The sequence below is a fragment of the Pseudomonas sp. Fl5BN2 genome, assembly GCF_009908205.1.
GTDB lineage: Bacteria > Pseudomonadota > Gammaproteobacteria > Pseudomonadales > Pseudomonadaceae > Aquipseudomonas.
The window spans coordinates 140947-157978 of sequence record NZ_JAAARL010000017.1; the positions used below are offsets into that span (position 1 = coordinate 140947).

General features: G+C 59.9%; 18 protein-coding genes. 9 read left to right on the forward strand and 9 right to left on the reverse strand.

The window, feature by feature from the left end; genetic code table 11:
• The first annotated feature begins 273 nt into the window (after positions 1 to 273).
• Positions 274 to 900, forward strand: a complete 627-nt coding sequence (locus GV819_RS23100) for a response regulator transcription factor (protein ID WP_161758360.1) — start codon at positions 274 to 276, stop codon at positions 898 to 900.
• A gap of 150 nt (positions 901 to 1050) precedes the next feature.
• Here the strand turns inward: GV819_RS23100 and GV819_RS23105 are convergent, their stop codons facing one another.
• The 8 genes from GV819_RS23105 to metG form a co-directional block, all read right to left on the reverse strand.
• Entirely contained in the window at positions 1051 to 1230 is a 180-nt protein-coding gene (locus GV819_RS23105; protein WP_161758361.1) for a PA3496 family putative envelope integrity protein, read from the reverse strand.
• Between the two features lie 107 nt (positions 1231 to 1337).
• Positions 1338 to 1976 carry an endonuclease III gene (gene nth / locus GV819_RS23110; protein WP_161758362.1) on the reverse strand — a complete coding sequence of 213 codons (639 nt, stop codon included), beginning with the start codon at positions 1974 to 1976 and terminating at the stop codon, positions 1338 to 1340.
• 7 nt (positions 1977 to 1983) lie between these two features.
• A complete protein-coding gene (locus GV819_RS23115) occupies positions 1984 to 2580 on the reverse strand; it encodes an Rnf-Nqr domain containing protein (RefSeq protein WP_161758363.1) in 597 nt (198 codons plus the stop codon).
• The gene (locus tag GV819_RS23120) at positions 2573 to 3184 is read right to left on the reverse strand and encodes an RnfABCDGE type electron transport complex subunit G (protein WP_161758364.1); all 612 of its coding nucleotides are present in this window, start codon (positions 3182 to 3184) and stop codon (positions 2573 to 2575) included. Before GV819_RS23120 ends, GV819_RS23115 begins: the two co-directional genes overlap by 8 nt.
• Positions 3181 to 4173 (reverse strand): RnfABCDGE type electron transport complex subunit D, encoded by a 993-nt coding sequence (locus GV819_RS23125; protein WP_161758365.1) that lies wholly within the window; start codon positions 4171 to 4173, stop codon positions 3181 to 3183. Before GV819_RS23125 ends, GV819_RS23120 begins: the two co-directional genes overlap by 4 nt.
• Entirely contained in the window at positions 4160 to 5365 is a 1206-nt protein-coding gene (gene rsxB / locus GV819_RS23130) for an electron transport complex subunit RsxB (RefSeq protein WP_161758366.1), read from the reverse strand. The genes GV819_RS23125 and rsxB overlap by 14 nt, the downstream gene beginning before the upstream one ends.
• Positions 5362 to 5943: an Rnf-Nqr domain containing protein gene (locus GV819_RS23135; protein ID WP_161758367.1), complete on the reverse strand. Its 582-nt coding sequence runs from the start codon at positions 5941 to 5943 to the stop codon at positions 5362 to 5364. Before GV819_RS23135 ends, rsxB begins: the two co-directional genes overlap by 4 nt.
• A gap of 130 nt (positions 5944 to 6073) precedes the next feature.
• Complete coding sequence (gene metG / locus GV819_RS23140) at positions 6074 to 8125, reverse strand: methionine--tRNA ligase (RefSeq protein WP_161758368.1); 2052 nt, start codon at positions 8123 to 8125, stop codon at positions 6074 to 6076.
• 162 nt (positions 8126 to 8287) lie between these two features.
• On the opposite strand from metG, the gene apbC reads away from it, so the two are divergent.
• Positions 8288 to 9382 carry an iron-sulfur cluster carrier protein ApbC gene (gene apbC / locus GV819_RS23145; RefSeq protein ID WP_110594902.1) on the forward strand — a complete coding sequence of 365 codons (1095 nt, stop codon included), beginning with the start codon at positions 8288 to 8290 and terminating at the stop codon, positions 9380 to 9382.
• 102 nt (positions 9383 to 9484) lie between these two features.
• Here apbC and GV819_RS23150 read toward each other — a convergent pair whose 3' ends face one another.
• Complete coding sequence (locus GV819_RS23150; RefSeq protein ID WP_161758369.1) at positions 9485 to 10243, reverse strand: SDR family oxidoreductase; 759 nt, start codon at positions 10241 to 10243, stop codon at positions 9485 to 9487.
• A gap of 160 nt (positions 10244 to 10403) precedes the next feature.
• On the opposite strand from GV819_RS23150, the gene GV819_RS23155 reads away from it, so the two are divergent.
• The 7 genes from GV819_RS23155 (at position 10404) to GV819_RS23185 (ending at position 17030) form a co-directional block, all read left to right on the forward strand.
• Complete coding sequence (locus tag GV819_RS23155; protein ID WP_161758370.1) at positions 10404 to 11135, forward strand: HugZ family protein; 732 nt, start codon at positions 10404 to 10406, stop codon at positions 11133 to 11135.
• 66 nt (positions 11136 to 11201) lie between these two features.
• Positions 11202 to 11678, forward strand: coding sequence for an FxsA family protein (locus GV819_RS23160; protein ID WP_161758371.1), 477 nt, complete (start codon positions 11202 to 11204; stop codon positions 11676 to 11678).
• A 250-nt stretch (positions 11679 to 11928) separates the two neighbouring features.
• Positions 11929 to 12222: a co-chaperone GroES gene (locus GV819_RS23165; protein WP_011063093.1), complete on the forward strand. Its 294-nt coding sequence runs from the start codon at positions 11929 to 11931 to the stop codon at positions 12220 to 12222.
• A 49-nt stretch (positions 12223 to 12271) separates the two neighbouring features.
• On the forward strand, positions 12272 to 13915 hold the full coding sequence (groL, locus tag GV819_RS23170; RefSeq protein WP_161758372.1) for a chaperonin GroEL: 1644 nt from the start codon (positions 12272 to 12274) through the stop codon (positions 13913 to 13915).
• A 282-nt stretch (positions 13916 to 14197) separates the two neighbouring features.
• A complete protein-coding gene (colR, locus tag GV819_RS23175; RefSeq protein WP_161758373.1) occupies positions 14198 to 14881 on the forward strand; it encodes a two-component system response regulator ColR in 684 nt (227 codons plus the stop codon).
• The gene (locus GV819_RS23180) at positions 14871 to 16151 is read left to right on the forward strand and encodes a sensor histidine kinase (RefSeq protein ID WP_161758374.1); all 1281 of its coding nucleotides are present in this window, start codon (positions 14871 to 14873) and stop codon (positions 16149 to 16151) included. The genes colR and GV819_RS23180 overlap by 11 nt, the downstream gene beginning before the upstream one ends.
• Positions 16152 to 16349: 198 nt before the next feature.
• Positions 16350 to 17030 (forward strand): class I SAM-dependent methyltransferase, encoded by a 681-nt coding sequence (locus GV819_RS23185; RefSeq protein ID WP_161758375.1) that lies wholly within the window; start codon positions 16350 to 16352, stop codon positions 17028 to 17030.
• Positions 17031 to 17032 lie beyond the last annotated feature (2 nt).

Genomic DNA, 17032 nt, shown 5'->3' on the forward strand with positions numbered 1-17032 from the left:
ATGTGCTGCTGTTATTTGTCGGCGACTAAGATTGGCTATTGATGCTTTTGATTTTTAGCTAAGTTTTAGTACGAAAAGTAGCTTCTTTAGTGATTAATCTTAAGCGTTCTCCAGAGTAAGCGACCTTTATCTAAATTATTTTGTAAGGCAATTCGGTATTGTTTGTAAGGATCGTCCTCGTAAGCCCGTAACCCCCTGAGACGCAGTGTCAGAGTCACTTCTCTGCGGTATTGTGCTGGCTCTAAAAATAACTCTCAGGACTTGGATGGACCTATGAAAAGAGTATTGATCGTGGATGATCACCCTGTTATTCGCTTGGCTGTGCGCATGTTAATGGAGCGTCATGGCTTTGATGTAGTAGCAGAGGCAGACAACGGCATGGATGCATTGAAGTTAGCTCTTGAACATGTTCCCGATATCTTGATCCTGGATATCGGGATTCCACAGTTGGATGGTCTTGAAGTGATAGCCCGTCTGATGTCCAAGGCCCCACCGATTAAAGTCCTGGTTTTGACCCTTCAGCTTCCTGGGCCCTTTTCCATGCGCTGCATGCAGGCCGGGGCTGCCGGCTACGTGTGCAAGCAGCAGGATATTACCGAGTTGATCAGTGCAGTACGGGCGGTACTGGCGGGTTACAGCTACTTTCCCAATGAAGCGCTACACACCTTTCGATCGAGTCAGGGCGCCAGCAGCGAGGAAGAAATGATCGAGTTACTTTCCGGTCGTGAGTTGGTCGTATTGAAGCAACTCACCAATGGCATGAGTAACAAGGAGATCGCCGAAGGACTGTGTTTGAGCAACAAGACTGTCAGCACTTATAAGCGTCGACTGCTCGCCAAGCTCAATGCCCGTTCATTGGTTGATCTGATCGAGTTTGCCCAGCGTCATCAGTTGGTGTGAGTGTTTGCTGGGCTATTGCCCTGAAGCGCTAGCGCTGGATGGGCTACCGCTTCAGCGCAGGCATGACCGGTCAGCCCTGAAGGCTGATCGGTCAGACTTCAACCGGTTGGGGAGGCACAAAAAAACCTCCGATGGGAGGTTTTTCTGCTGCTAGAGATCAAAGTCGTAATCGGCCAGTTGCTTTTGCAAACGCCGTTCTTCCAGAAGATTGTCGATAGTACGGCGCTTGCTCAGGTTGGTTTTCGCCACCTCGACTACGGGTTCGGAATCATCTGTTTCAGCCGCGATGAAGTCGTCTTCTACGTCCAGTTGTTCTTTGCCAGTGCTCATAGGGTCAACTCCAGGCTAAGACTGCCATTGGCGCCCCTTATAGCGATATTCTCCTGGCGGGTAAAAAAGATTTTTTCAATCGACTCATCAGAAAAATCAATGCTCAGTCAATCGTCAGAAGTCTTTTGCTTGTATTCGCACAGGTCTTCGATTCGACAGGCGCCGCAACGCGGCTTGCGTGCCACGCAGACATAGCGACCGTGCAGGATCAGCCAGTGATGAGAGTCCAGCAAAAACTCCTTGGGCACGAACTTCATCAGTTTCTTTTCAACCTCTACCACGTCCTTTCCGGGCGCCAGCCCGGTGCGATTGCTGACGCGGAAGATATGCGTGTCCACAGCCATGGTCAGCTGTCGAAATGCCGTGTTGAGCACCACATTGGCGGTCTTGCGCCCGACACCGGGCAACGCTTCCAGTTCTTCGCGGGTCTGCGGCACTTCACCATTGTGGCGTTCCACCAGCAAGCGACAGGTCTCGATGACGTTCTTCGCCTTGCTGTTGTAGAGGCCAATGGTCTTGATGTATTCGGACAGGCCCTCGACCCCCAGGGCATGAATAGCCGCCGGTGTATTGGCCACGGGGAAGAGTTTGGCGGTCGCCTTGTTGACTCCGACGTCGGTCGATTGCGCCGAAAGAATGACTGCGATCAGCAACTCGAATGGCGAGGAGTAGGCCAGCTCGGTTTTCGGCTCGGGGTTGTCTTCGTGAAGTCGGCGAAATATTTCCAGACGTTTGGCGGCATTCATGGGTGGTTCATTTCCTCGAAGGCGGTCGGTTGAAGATCGAAGAGGCGGCCCAGGCCCGTTGCGCGGCCAATAGCAGACCCAGCAGGATAAAACCGCCGGGGGCCAGTGTCAGCAGGCGTAGTCCGCCTTGCGGCAGCAGCACCCAGCCGCTGCCATCATCCGCGAGGCCGGCGAGCCAACCCAGATGGTTGCCCAGCGCGCCGGTACCCAGCAGTTCGCGCAAGGCGCCCAGCACTATCAGTGCACTACAGAAACCGCCGGCCAGGCGTAAGCGGGCGGGGTGCTGGAAAAAGCCTGCCTGCTCCAGGACCACGCATTGCAGTGCCAGCAAGCCCAGGTAAAGCCCCAGTTGCTGGTGCAGTTCATAACTCCAGGCTTGCAGCGCCAGCCACAGGCAGCTGCCGAGGGCGGCGCTGAGCAGCAGGCTGGCGAGCAATTGGCAGCGCTTCTCGATGCGTGGGCGCAGCAGCTGCATGCTGGCACCAAAGGTGCTGATCAGCAGCATGCAGGCCAGGGCCAGGCCAATGGCCTTGACCCAGGAGTCTGTGGCCCCGATCAGCGGTGTCAGCATCAGCAGGCCCGGCAAGGACAGTGGCTTACTCATGGGGCGCTCCGCTGAGTAACTGCTCGCGATGCTCGTCGAAGTAGCGCAGGGCATCGTGCAGGGCACTGACTACGGCCCGGGAGGTGATGGTGGCACCGGCGATTTGATCGAATTGCCCATTGTCCTTCTTCAAGGCCCAGGCGTTGTCGCCTGGATCATTGCGGGACTTTCCGGAAAAGCCCTGTAGCCAGGCGTTGGGGTGCTCGGCGATACGGCCGCCCAGTCCCGGGGTTTCATCCTGTTTGAGGGTTTTGCTACCTAGCAGGCGCCCATGACTGTCGATGGCGATCAACAGCTCGATGGGGCCGGCGTAACCCGTGACCTGGCTGCGCAACAGCAATGCGCTGGGTTGGCCATCGAGGGTCGCCAGATAGCCGTCCAGCAAGCGACTGTTGCTCAATTGCACATCGTTCAGGTGCAGCGGGTGATCCAGTGGATGATTGTCATAGCTGCCGGAGGGCAGTACATCCAGCAGCTTGCGCGCCTGCAATGCTCGCTGCTCGGCGTCGATGTGGGGCGCGGTAGCGTGTTGCAGCCACAGGGTGGCGCCGACGCCCAGGGCGGCGAGCACCAGTAGCAAGAGCAGGCTGCGAGTTCTCTTCATGATGTGCGGACCTGTTGTTCGGCGCCACAGAACCGTTCCAGTGCGGGCACTGCGAGGTTCATCAACAGCACGGCGAATGCGACCCCGTCCGGATAGCCGCCCCAGGTTCGGATCAGATAAGTCAACAGGCCGACGCCGATGCCAAACAGCAGTCGGGCTTTCGCCGCCTTGGGGCCGGACACCGGCTCTGTGACGATGAAGAATGCGCCGAGCATGCTGGCACCGCTGAGCAGGTGAAACAGCGGTGAGCCATGGGAGTCGGAACCGGTACCGTTCCAGCACAACAGGCTGATCAGCAATAGGGCGCCCAGCATCCCCACCGGGGCCTGCCAACTGATGACTCGTTGCTGCAGCAGAAACAGGCCTCCGGCGAGAAACCCCAGGTTCACCCATTCGGCCCCTCGGCCACCAAAATGGCCGAAGGCCGGGTTGCCGGCAAAGAGTTCGTCGATGGTCAGGCTCTTGTTGATCCGCAGGCTGTCCAGTGCGGTGGCCTGGGCCCAGGCATCCGCTCGCAAATCGCTGCCGAAGCCGAAAACCTGCTGCAGGCCGCCGAGCAGGTCCATGGCATGGGGGGCCGGCCAGTGAGTCATCGATTGTGGGAAGCACAACAAGGCCAGGGCATACCCCAACATGGCCGGATTGAAGGGGTTTTGCCCGACCCCGCCGTATAGCTGCTTGCCAAAGAGCATGGCGCAGGCCGCGGTACTCAGCGGTAGCCACCAGGGGCAGTAGGGTGGCAAGGCCAGGGCCAGCAGGGTGGCGCTGACCAGTGCACTGCCATCACTGAGGGCGGGCGGTAATGGGCGTCGACGCAGGAACATGACCAGGGCTTCCATGGCCAGGGCACCACTGACTGTCAGTAGCAGGTTGAGCAACAGTCCCCAGCCGTACAGCCACAGAAGTACCAACAGACCTGGCAGCGTGGCCAGCAGCACTCTCTGCATGGCCTGGCGCAGGCGTAGATCGACTCCGTCAGCCAGCGTCATGGGCGTTCACCTGGCGCTCGGCCTCATTCAGGCGAGCCTGGGCCTGGGCCTGTTGTTCGGGGTTGCTATCGACCTGGCGCTGCAGTCTGTTCAAGTCGGCGCGGGCATAGGCCAGCTCGGTTTTCAGTTGCCGCAACTGTGGGTCAATCGGGCGTTTGTCGATGCAGGTGAGCACCGGGGCGGGCTTTTCACTGGCAGCCTCGGCGGCATGCAGGGCTTGCTCGGCAGTCGCCAGAGCGGCGCTCAAGGCTTCCAGCTCTGTGCTCGAAGCGCCTGCGGCCTGGGCTTTTTTCAGTTCGGCGCGGCGTGTTGCCAGCTGGATCTTCGCTCGCTTGAGGTCGGCATCCTTGGCCACTGGGGCCGGAGCAGGTGGTGCCTCGGCCTCCAGCTGGAGCAGTGCCTGCTCGGCGTTCTGGAACTGACTCTGCAGGACGATCAGTTGCGATTGTTGTTCGAAGGTCGGTGGATGACCGAAGGCCTTGAGCGACTTGTTCAACTGCGTCCGACTCATCGCCAGATCGATCTTGGCTTTTTTCAGCGCGGCATCGGCGGCTGCGGCTTTTTGTGCGCGAACGCGTTCGATGGCCGCCTGCAGTGGATCCTGGCTGTTGTCGGTAGCCTGGGCGGCGCGTTGCGCCCGTGCTTGGCGTTCTGCCAGACGCCGCGCCTCTTCCCGTTGCAGCCGTGCATTGCGTTGTTCGAAGCGCCGCCGCGCATGATCGCGCTTGTCACTGCGGGCCAGCAGTTGCTCGGCGCTTTTGGCCAGGCCGCCGACAATTGCTACCACCCGGGCCTCGGGCAGCGGCAGCATGTCGATGCAGTCCACAGGGCAGGGCGCCACGCACAAATCGCAGCCGGTGCATTCGTCGATGAGTACGGTGTGCATCAATTTGGCCGCGCCAACGATGGCATCCACCGGGCAGGCTTGAATGCACTTGGTACAGCCGATGCATTCGGCTTCACGGATATGCGCCACCTGGGCTGGGGCTTGGCCGCGACTGTGGTCCAGCTCCAGTACGGGCAGCTTGAGTAACTGCGCCAAGGCCGCAATGGTTTCCTGGCCTCCGGGCGGGCACTTGTTGATAGCCTCGCCATCAGCAATGCCCTGGGCATAGGGCTGACATCCGGGATGGCCGCACTTGCCGCATTGGGTCTGGGGCAGCAGGGCATCGATGCGTTGAATCAGACTCATGTTTTGATCAGTCCGTTGAAGCCGAGAAACGCCACTGCCAACAGACCGGCGCTGATCAGGTCGATCGGCAGGCCTTGCCAGGGCAGCGGAACATCGTTGGTGGAGATACGTTGGCGCAGGTCACTGAACAGACCCAATACCAGCCAGAAACCCAGTCCGGCACCCAGGCTCATGGCGCTGAGGGTCACCAGCCCAAGGTTCTCCTGGCTGGCGATCAACAGCAGGCCAAGTATGCCGGCGTTGCCCAGGAGCAAGGGCCAGAGGCCGTCGAACGGCAGTCTGGGCAGGGCTCGGGACAGCAGGCTCAGAAGTGGTTTGATCAGCAGCACGCTCAAGGGCAGCCACAGGAACAACTGCAGCGACTCCAGGCCCCAGGGCACCAGCAGCCCACGATAAAGGACATGCCCCAGCACGCTGCTGACCAGCATCAAGGCCGTGGTGGCAAGGCCCAGGGCGTGGAGCCGTTGCCGAGTAGTGCCAGTTGGGACCTGGAGCAGCGGATCAACGCCCAGGGGCCACTGCAACACAAAGTTGTTGATCAGGGCGGTGCTGATAAGGGCAAGCAGGAAGTGGGTCATGGTTGGGGCCGGGGCGAACAGGCTGTCCCTCAAGAGTAGGCAAACTCCCGCGCGGGCGCAGGGGCGCCAGATATGCAAATCCCCCCGTTACGCCTGTGCGCGACGGGGGGATAGGGTCCAGCGCGAAGTCTTACTTGATCCGCTGGCCTGGCTTGGCGCCGCTGTCCGGGCTCAGCAGGTAGATCTCTTCACCGCCGGGGCCGGCGGCCATCACCATGCCTTCGGAGATGCCAAAGCGCATTTTCCGTGGCTTGAGGTTGGCGATCATCATGGTCAGGCGACCTTCAAGCTTGGACGGATCCGGGTAGGCACTCTTGATTCCGGAGAACACATTGCGCTGTTCGTCACCGATATCCAGGGTCAGGCGCAGCAGCTTGTCGGCACCTTCCACGTGTTCGGCCTTGAGGATCAGGGCTACGCGCAGATCCACGGCGGCAAAGGCGTCGAACTCGATTTCCGGCGACAGCGGGTCCTTACTCAGCTCGCCGTTGCCTTGTGGGGCGCTGGCGCTGGTGTCGGTCTGGCTGGCCGCGAGGTCTTCTTTCGAGGCGTCGGTCATGGCTTGTACCTTTACCGGGTCGATCCGCGTCATCAGCGGCTTGAATTCGTTCAACTGATGGTTGCTCAGCAGGGTCTGATGGTCGTTCCAGGTCAGCGGCGCGACGTTAAGGAACGCCTCGGCATCGGCGGCCAGCAGCGGCAGCACCGGCTTGAGGAAGATCACCAACTGGCGGAACAGGTTGATGCCCTGGGCGCAGATGGCCTGGACTTCATCCTGCTTGCCTTCCTGCTTGTTCAACGACCATGGTGCCTTGTCGGCGATCCAGGCGTTGGCACGGTCGGCCAGGCCCATGATTTCGCGCATGGCACGCGCAAAGTCGCGGGCTTCATAGGCTTCGGCGATGCTTGGCGCGGCGGCCAGGAACGCTGCGTCGAGTTCTGGTGCGGCGCTGCCGGCCACCAGTACACCGGCATTGCCCTTGTGGATGAACCCGGCGCAACGGCTGGCAATGTTGACCACTTTGCCGACCAGGTCGGAGTTGACCTTCTGCACGAAGTCTTCGAGGTTCAGGTCCAGGTCGTCGACGCCACGGCCCAGCTTGGACGCGTAGTAATAACGCAGGTATTCCGGCGTCAGGTGGTCCAGGTAAGTCCGGGCCTTGATAAAGGTGCCGCGGGACTTGGACATCTTCTGGCCGTTGACGGTCAGGTAACCGTGTACGTTGATGCCGGTCGGCTTGCGGAAACCAGCGCCTTCGAGCATGGCCGGCCAGAACAGTGCGTGGAAGTTGACGATGTCCTTGCCGATGAAGTGGTACAGCTCGGCGGTGGAGTCCTTGCCCCAGAACGCGTCGAAGTCCAGCTCCGGCGTACGCTCGCACAGGTTCTTGAAGCTGGCCATGTAGCCGATCGGCGCGTCCAGCCACACATAGAAGTACTTGCCCGGCTCGTCGGGGATCTCGAAACCGAAGTACGGCGCATCACGGGAGATATCCCACTGCTGCAGGCCGACATCCAGCCACTCGGCAATCTTGTTCGCCACGGCGTCCTGCAGGGTGCCGCTGCGGGTCCACTCCTGCAGCATCTGCTGGAAGTCCGGCAGCTTGAAGAAGAAGTGCTGAGAGTCCTTGAGCACTGGAGTTGCACCGGAAATGGCCGATTTCGGATTCTTCAGGTCGGTCGGTGCATAGGTGGCGCCGCATTTTTCGCAGTTGTCACCGTACTGGTCCTCGGTGCCGCATTTCGGGCAGGTGCCCTTGATGAAGCGGTCGGCCAGGAACATTTTCTTTTCCGGGTCGAAGTACTGGGTGATCGAACGGGTCGCGATGTGCCCGGCGTCACGCAGCTTCAGGTAGATCTGGCTCGACAGCTCACGGTTTTCTTCGGCGTGAGTGGAGTGGAAGTTATCGAAGTCCACCAGGAAATCGGCAAAGTCGGCGCTGTGCTCAGCCTGGACATTGGCGATCAACTGTTCCGGAGTAATGCCTTCCTTTTCCGCGCGCAACATGATGGCCGAGCCGTGTGCGTCGTCCGCGCAGACATAGATGCATTGATTGCCGCGATGCTTCTGGAAGCGCACCCACATGTCGGTCTGGATGTACTCAAGCATGTGGCCAAGGTGGATGGAACCATTGGCATAGGGCAGGGCGCTGGTGACGAGGATCTTGCGTGGCTCGGACATGGGGCTCGGCTACTTGATGAAACGGAGGTCGGCCACTATAAAGCGCCGGCGCGGATTTTTCACCTTTCCGGGCAGATTGTGCACAGCAAGCTTTCTCGCCACAAAGGAGTCGGCGGCGTAGGATAGCCGGCTGATTTTCCTGTCTTGTTATCGGAGTTGCCCATGAGCGCCGTCAATCGCGCAGCGGTGGAAGCCGTCCTTCGCCAATACACCGACCCTTACCTGAACCAGGATCCGGTCAGCGCCGGCTGTGTGCGGGATATCGACGTCCAGGGCGACCGGGTCACGGTTCGCATGGAACTGGGTTATGCCGCCGGTCTGTTCAAGAGCGGTTGGGCACAGATGCTGCAACTGGCCATCGAGGGCCTGGACGGCGTGAGCTCGGCCAAGGTCGAGATCACCAGCGTGATCGCCGCGCACAAGGCACAGGCACAGATCCCGGGCCTGGCCAACGTCAAGAACGTGGTGGCGGTAGCCTCCGGCAAGGGCGGCGTGGGCAAGTCCACCACCGCCGCCAACCTGGCCCTAGCCCTGGCTCGGGAAGGCGCCAAGGTGGGGATTCTCGACGCCGATATCTACGGTCCGAGCCAGGGCATCATGTTCGGCATCGCCGAAGGCACCCGGCCGAAGATCAAGGACCAGAAGTGGTTCGTGCCGATCGAGTCCCATGGGGTCGAGGTCATGTCCATGGCCTTCCTTACCGACGACAACACGCCGATGGTCTGGCGTGGCCCGATGGTTTCCGGGGCCTTGCTGCAACTGGTGACCCAGACCGATTGGGGCAACCTCGACTACTTGGTGATCGACATGCCGCCGGGCACCGGTGATATCCAGTTGACCCTGGCACAGAAGGTCCCGGTGGCCGGCGCAGTGATCGTCACTACGCCTCAGGACCTGGCTTTGCTGGACGCGCGCAAGGGCGTGGAGATGTTCCGCAAGGTTAACATCCCAGTGCTGGGCGTGGTGGAAAACATGGCGGTGCACATCTGCTCCAACTGCGGCCATGCCGAGCATCTGTTTGGCGAAGGTGGCGGTGAAAAGCTGGCCAGCCAGTACGACGTCGAGCTGCTGGCTTCGCTGCCGTTGTCGATGCTGATCCGCGAGCAGGCCGACGGCGGCAAGCCGACGGTGATCGCCGAACCAGAAAGCCAGATCGCCATGGTCTACCAGGAGTTGGCCCGGCACGTTGGAGCACGCATCGTATTGCAGGAAGCCGCCGCGCCGGCGATGCCCAACATCACCATCAGCGACGACTGAAACCCGAGACCGGTGCTTGTATGTAGGAGCCGGCTTGCCGGCGAAGGCGTCCGCGAGATCGCTTTCGCCGGCAAGCCGGCTCCTACGGCAGGTGCGGCAGGATCAGACCCGCAAACCGCCGTCCATCTCCAGGATGCGCCCGGTGTAGTAGTCGTTCTCGAAGATATAGGCCGCCGAGTGGGCGATCTCTTCCGGCCTGCCCATGCGCTTGAGCGGAATGCCGGCGGTCATCTTCTCCAGCGCCTCGGGCTTCATGCCCAGGGTCATCTCGGTCTCGATGAAACCTGGGGCAATGCCCGCGACGCGGATGCCGTAGCGCGCCAGTTCCTTGGCCCAGGTCACGGTGGCTGACGCCACGCCAGCCTTGGCGGCCGAGTAGTTGGTCTGGCCGACATTGCCGGCGCGCGAGATCGACGAGATGTTGATGATCGCGCCGCTGTTGTTCAGCTCGATCATCTTCGCCGCCACTTCCCGAGTGCAAAGGAATACCCCGGTCAGGTTGACGTCGATCACCGCCTGCCATTGGGCCAGGCTCATCTTGGTCATCTCGCCATCCTTGACCTTGACCAGCAGGCCGTCACGCAGGATCCCGGCGTTGTTGATCAAGCCGTGGATGGCACCAAAGTCCTCGGCGACCTGGGCCACCATCTGGGTGACCTGTTCTTCATCGGCGACATTGCACAGGTAGGCACGAGCGTCGCTGCCATGGGCCTTGCAGGCGGCGACGGCCTGGTCGAGCTTTTCCTGGCTCAGGTCCACCAGGGCCAGCCTGGCGCCCTTGGCGGCGAAATACTCGGCCATGGAGCGGCCCAGACCTTGGCAACCGCCCGTGATAATGATTACTTTGTCAGTGAGTTGCATTTGCATGTCCCGCTAGCAGGTCTTTGAAGGTTGTCCTTGTTGGGGAACCTCGGCCGGCGGCCGGACCTGGCTGCAGATGAGAATTGCCCCGTTGGCGTAGCTGGAACAATGCTCCAGGCGCCCGTCCGTTTCCGACGGATTTTAAGGAAGGAGTCACAATGTGAGCGTTGAAGCTGCCAAGAATGCACGAGAATTGCTGCTCAAGGAATACCGCGGCGCGTTGGCGACGCATTCCAAGGCCATGCCGGGTTTTCCCTTCGGTTCCGTGGTGCCTTACTGCCTGGATGCCGAGGGACGGCCGCTGATCCTCATCAGTCGTATCGCCCAGCACACCCACAATCTGCAGAAGGACCCCAAGTGTTCGCTGCTGGTAGGAGAGCGGGGTGCCGAAGACGTGCAGGCGGTGGGACGCCTGACCTACCTGGCCGAAGCCGAGAAGCTTGAGGACAGTGCCGCGATCGAGGCCGCCGCCGAGCGCTACTACCGCTATTTCCCCGAGTCGCAGAACTACCACAAGGCCCATGACTTTGATTTCTGGGTGCTCAAGCCGGTGCGCCATCGCTACATCGGCGGTTTCGGCGCGATTCACTGGGTCGATCAGGTGACCCTGGCCAACCCCTTCGCCGGCAAGGCCGAGCTGAACATGGTCGAGCACATGAACAGCGACCACGCCAAGGCCATTGCCCATTACGTCGAACTCACCGGGTTGCCGAACCACGAGCCGGCGCAATTGGTCGGGATCGATACCGAGGGCATGCACCTGCGCATCGGCCAGGAGCTGTACTGGTTGCCGTTCCCAAGCCCTTGCAACACGCCGACACAGGTTCGCGAGGCCCTGGTTTTCCTGGCTCACGCCGATCAATGGCCGAAAAAAACGGCTGTCGGTGCTTGAATTCACGAATTGGCGACGTCATTTAAGGTCTATTGGAAGGCATTCTTCCGCAGAGGAAACCATTTGATGCGCCCTTTTCTGTTGCTCTTTCTGCTGTTTCCGGTGTTGGAGCTGTTCGTCTTCGTCAAGGTCAGCGCGGCCATCGGGTTTTTCCCGGCCCTGCTGCTGATCATTCTCGGTTCGATGCTCGGTGTGCTGGTGTTGCGCGTGGCCGGCCTGGCCACGGCACTGCGTGCCCGTGAAAGTCTCAACCGCGGCGAGTTGCCGGCCCAGCAAATGCTCGAGGGCCTGATGCTGGCGCTGGGTGGCGGCCTGCTGATCCTGCCGGGTTTCATTAGCGATGTGTTCGGCCTGCTGATGCTGCTGCCGATCAGCCGTCGCCTGCTGGCCAATAAAATGCGCCGGCGTGCCGAGGAGCAGGCCCAGCGCCAGCGTGCCTTTGCCGACGACATGCGCGCGGCCCGTGGCGGTCCTGCGCCGCAACAGCCGTTGGGTCGTGAGCCCAATGTCATCGAAGGCGAGTTCGAACATCGCGACTCATAAGTCTCTGGCTCAAACACACGGCACCTTCGGGTGCCGTGTTGGTTTTACCGCAAGGGATGTAAAAAAATTCGTCAGCCAGCCCTTGTAATAACCTTATGCGCCCTTATGTAACGGTCACCGCAAGGTTTCTGGTGCTGGTACCAGACAGACTTCCGCGGCTCGCTCGCGAGCCGCAACCGGCCACGCCGGATTTGTTAACCCGCCGGTATCGACACCGGCCGCTGAAAACCACAATTAGGAGAGATCGACAATGAAGCTTCGTCCTCTGCATGACCGCGTCGTCATCCGTCGCAGCGAAGAAGAATCGAAAACTGCCGGCGGTATCGTTCTGCCTGGTTCGGCCGCTGAAAAACCTAACCGTGGCGAAATCGTCGCTGTAGGTACTGGCCGTGTGCTGGACAACGGTGAAGTACGTGCGCTGGCCGTGAAAGTGGGTGACAAAGTGGTGTTTGGCCCGTACTCCGGCAGCAACACTGTGAAAGTAGACGGCGAAGACCTGCTGGTAATGGCTGAGAACGAAATTCTCGCTGTTATCGAAGGCTGATTTCCCGCTCATTTTCCCGTTACTACAAAGTATTTAAGGAATATCGATCATGGCTGCTAAAGAAGTTAAATTCGGCGATTCCGCCCGCAAGAAAATGCTCACCGGTGTCAACGTCCTGGCTGACGCAGTAAAAGCGACCCTGGGCCCGAAAGGCCGTAACGTGATCATCGAGAAGAGCTTCGGCGCTCCGACCATCACCAAGGACGGCGTTTCCGTTGCCAAAGAAATCGAGCTGAAAGATCGCTTCGAGAACATGGGCGCGCAGCTGGTCAAAGACGTTGCCTCCCGTGCCAACGATGACGCTGGCGACGGTACTACCACTGCTACCGTTCTGGCTCAGTCGATCGTCAACGAAGGCCTGAAAGCCGTCGCTGCCGGCATGAACCCGATGGACCTGAAACGCGGCATCGACAAGGCGACCATCGCCATCGTCAAAGAGCTGAAAGGTCTGTCCAAGCCTTGCGCTGATTCCAAGGCCATCGCTCAGGTTGGCACCATCTCCGCCAACTCCGACAACTCCATCGGCGACATCATTGCCGAAGCCATGGAAAAAGTCGGCAAAGAAGGCGTGATCACCGTTGAAGAAGGCTCGGGCCTGGAAAACGAACTGTCGGTTGTTGAAGGCATGCAGTTCGACCGTGGCTACCTGTCCCCGTACTTCATCAACAAGCCGGACACCATGGTTGCCGAGCTGGACGGTCCGCTGATCCTGCTGGTGGACAAGAAGATCTCCAACATCCGCGAAATGCTGCCAGTGCTGGAAGCTGTTGCCAAAGCCGGCCGCCCACTGCTGATCGTGGCTGAAGACGTTGAAGGCGAAGCCCTGGCGACTCTGGTTGTGAACAACATGCGTGGCATCGTTAAAGTCGCCGCCGTTAAAGCCCCAGGCTTTGGCGACCGTCGCAAGGCCATGCTGCAGGACATCGCTGTTCTGACTGGCGGTACCGTTATCTCCGAAGAGATCGGCCTGAGCCTGGAAAGCACCACCCTGGAGCACCTGGGTAACGCCAAGCGCGTGATCCTGTCCAAAGAAAACACCACCATCATCGACGGTGCTGGCGTTGAAGCGGACATCCAGGCTCGTGTGACTCAGATCCGTCAGCAAGTAGCCGACACTTCGTCCGACTACGACCGTGAAAAACTGCAAGAGCGTCTGGCCAAGCTGTCCGGCGGCGTTGCAGTGATCAAGGTTGGCGCTGGTTCCGAAGTTGAAATGAAAGAGAAGAAAGCCCGCGTTGAAGACGCCCTGCACGCTACCCGTGCAGCCGTTGAAGAAGGCGTGGTACCTGGCGGTGGCGTAGCCCTGATCCGTGCTCTGCAAGGCATCAACGACCTGAAAGGCGACAACGCCGATCAGGACGTAGGTATCGCCGTTCTGCGTCGCGCTATCGAAGCTCCGCTGCGCCAGATTGTTGCCAACTCCGGCGACGAGCCAAGCGTTGTTGTCGACAAGGTCAAGCAGGGTTCGGGTAACTTCGGTTACAACGCTGCTACCGGCGTATACGGCGACATGATCGAAATGGGTATCCTGGATCCAACCAAGGTGACCCGTTCCGCGCTGCAAGCAGCATCCTCCATCGGCGGCCTGATCCTGACCACCGAAGCCGCTGTTGCTGAAATCGTGGAAGACAAGCCTTCGGCTGGCGGCATGCCAGACATGGGCGGCATGGGTGGCATGGGCGGTATGATGTAAGCCAGCCTTACCCCTGTACTGAAAAAGCCCCGCCGGTGAAAGCCGGCGGGGCTTTTTTGTGCCCGGAGAAATGTGTCGTCGGACCGCTCTCTTCGCGGGCAAATGCACCAATTCTGGTCTTGCCCCTGTCGTCCGCGGGTGAAACCGTGGTGAAAAACTCGTCAAGCCGCTCACGGCGTCGGAGCGGGCTCCGGAACCTGGCAACAACTCTGGCGGTGTGTCGGACTTGGCCTTAAGCTGCGCGTGCCAAGACGGCTGTAACTGTGTAGGGAGAGAGTTCCGATGCGAATTCTATTGGTTGAAGACAACCGCGATATTCTCGCCAACCTGGCTGATTACCTGGGGCTCAAAGGCTATACCGTGGACTGCGCCCAGGACGGTCTGTCGGGCTTGCACCTGGCCGCCACCGAGCATTACGACCTGATCGTGCTCGACATCATGCTTCCGGGGATCGATGGTTATACCCTGTGCAAGCGCCTGCGCGAAGACGCCCGGCGTGACACGCCGGTGATCATGCTCACCGCTCGTGACCAACTGGACGACCGGCTCCAGGGCTTCAAGTCCGGGGCCGATGATTACCTGCTCAAGCCGTTTGCCCTCTCGGAGCTGGCTGCGCGGATCGAGGCCGTGATGCGGCGTACCCAGGGTGGTGGCCGACGTTCCTTGCAGGTCGGTGACCTGAGCTATGACCTCGATACCCTGGAGGTTACCCGCGAGGGCCGCCTGCTCAAACTCAACCCGGTAGGGCTCAAGCTGCTGGCGGTGTTGATGCAGAAGAGCCCTCATGTGTTGCGCCGGGAAATTCTCGAAGAAGCCCTCTGGGGTGATGATTGCCCAGACAGCGACAGCCTGCGCAGCCATGTCCACCAACTGCGCCAAGTGATCGACAAACCGTTCGCCAAGCCGCTGCTGCACACCGTGCACGGTGTCGGCTACCGCTTGGCCGAGGGGCGTGATGGAGTTTAAGCAGAGCCTTGCCCAGCGCATCATCATTGCCTTTGCCTTGATGAGCGCCTTGGTGGCGGGAGCGTTTGCCATGGGCATCGTGGCGACCGTGCACCTGGTGGAGGAGAAACTCATCTCCGCCGGTTTGGGCGGTGACCTGCAACGCTTGTTGTTGATGGATGACATTGCCGACTGGCGCCACCGTCCCGAGCCCGACCAGTTGTTCTACTTCAGCGGTGGGCGCGGTGATTTCGAGTTGCCCAAGGACCTGCGTCATCTGGACCCGGGCTTTCATGAGGTCTTTCGCGAGCAACTGTCCTACCACGCGATAGTTGAAGTGGTCGATGGTCGACGCTATGTGCTGCTGCAGGATCAAAGTGATTTTGAAGAGCGCGAGCGCATTCTGTTCGCCGTGGTACTGGTGGGTTTTGTCCTCAGCCTGGCGCTTGCGGTGTTCCTCGGCTGGATTCTGGCACGTCGGGTGATGGCGCCGGTGGTACGTCTGGCACGGCAAGTACGTCATCGCGATCAGTTACTGGGGCTGGCCCCGCCGCTGGCTCCGGATTACGCGGCGGACGAGGTCGGTGAGTTGGCCATTGCCTTCGACGCGACCCTGGGGCGCCTGCGTCAGGCGTTGAGTCGCGAGCGGCTGTTTACCAGTGATGTCAGTCACGAACTGCGCACACCGCTGATGGTCTTGGCCACTTCCTGCGAGTTGCTCCTGGAAAACCCAGGGCTGGATCTGCGCGGGCGGGCGCAGGTCGAACGGATTGCCCGGGCGTGCGAAGAGATGCGTGAGTTGGTACAGACCTTCCTGATGCTGGCGCGAGCCCAGCGGGAAGACGCCAGCATGTCGCCGCAACTGACCCTGAAACAGGCTGCCAATGACCTGCTGGGAGTGTGGAGCCAATCGATCAATGACAAGGGTATTGAGTTGATCTTTGAGCCCGGTCAACCCGGCGACATGCGCTATAACGCAACCTTCCTGCATGCGGTCATGGGCAATCTGCTGCGTAACGCCTTGCACTACACCGAGCGCGGGTTTATTCGCCTTAGCCTGGCACCTGACGGCTTTGTAGTAGAGGACAGTGGGGTTGGTATTCCCGAGGAAAAACGCGAGGCGATGTTCCAGCCCTTCGTGCGTGGTGAAGAACAGCGTGGCGAAGGTTTGGGGCTTGGATTATCCCTGGTCCAGCGTATTTGCGAGAACCAGGGTTGGAGTGTCAGCCTCAGCACGATGACTCCCAATGGCTGTCGTTTTCACGTGCAACTGCAATCGGCCAAGACTTGATGGATTCCACCTGGCCTCGTTTTACCGGGGCAGGTGCTTGTCGATTTTTCCAATCAAGTGGCCCCAGGCCACTGTCGACAGGCTGTAAAACCCTGCAATATTTCTCGGTCGGACGGGACAAAGTTTTCACAAAGGGATGACCTGTGGCTGACATGCCGCTGCCTAAGGTGGCGCTATCAGCAGTAGGAGACCTTGATGATGGCTACCCCGATCAAGCTGGAATTTTCCGACAAGTACGATGCTCAACATGCTCAGGAATATCTGCTCAAGCATCAGGATGGCCTGGCGCGTCAGTTGTCGCACAAGCGCGATGAACAATTGGCCCGCGCCGCGCTGGCCCTGGTAGGAGAGCCGGGGCTGGTACTGGACCTGCCATGCGGTGCAGGTCGTTTCTGGCCGCTGCTGGCCGAAAAGGCCAATCGCGTCATCATCGGTGCGGACAATTCAGCGGCGATGTTGAGCACCGCCACGGTGGCGCAGCCGGCTGAAGTGCTGAAACGGGTCAAGCCCTTGCAGACATCTGCATTTGCCATCGATTTGCCGGATAACGCCGTGGATTGTATTTTCTCCATGCGCCTGTTGCATCACATCGGCGAGGCCGAGCATCGGATGACACTGCTACGGGAGTTTCAGCGGGTGACTCGAGACAGCGTGATCATTTCGCTGTGGGTCGATGGTAATTTCAAGGCCTGGAAGCGCAAGCGCATGGAGCGCAAGCGACTGTCCGATGTTGGGCTGGAGGGTTACCAGAATCGTTTCGTGTTACCGGCAGCGATGGTAGAAGAAGAATTCAGGCAAGCCGGTTTTCGTGTCCAGGAGCACTTGGACTTCTTTCCGCTCTACGCCATGTGGCGAGTGTACGTACTACGCAAGAGGTAAAA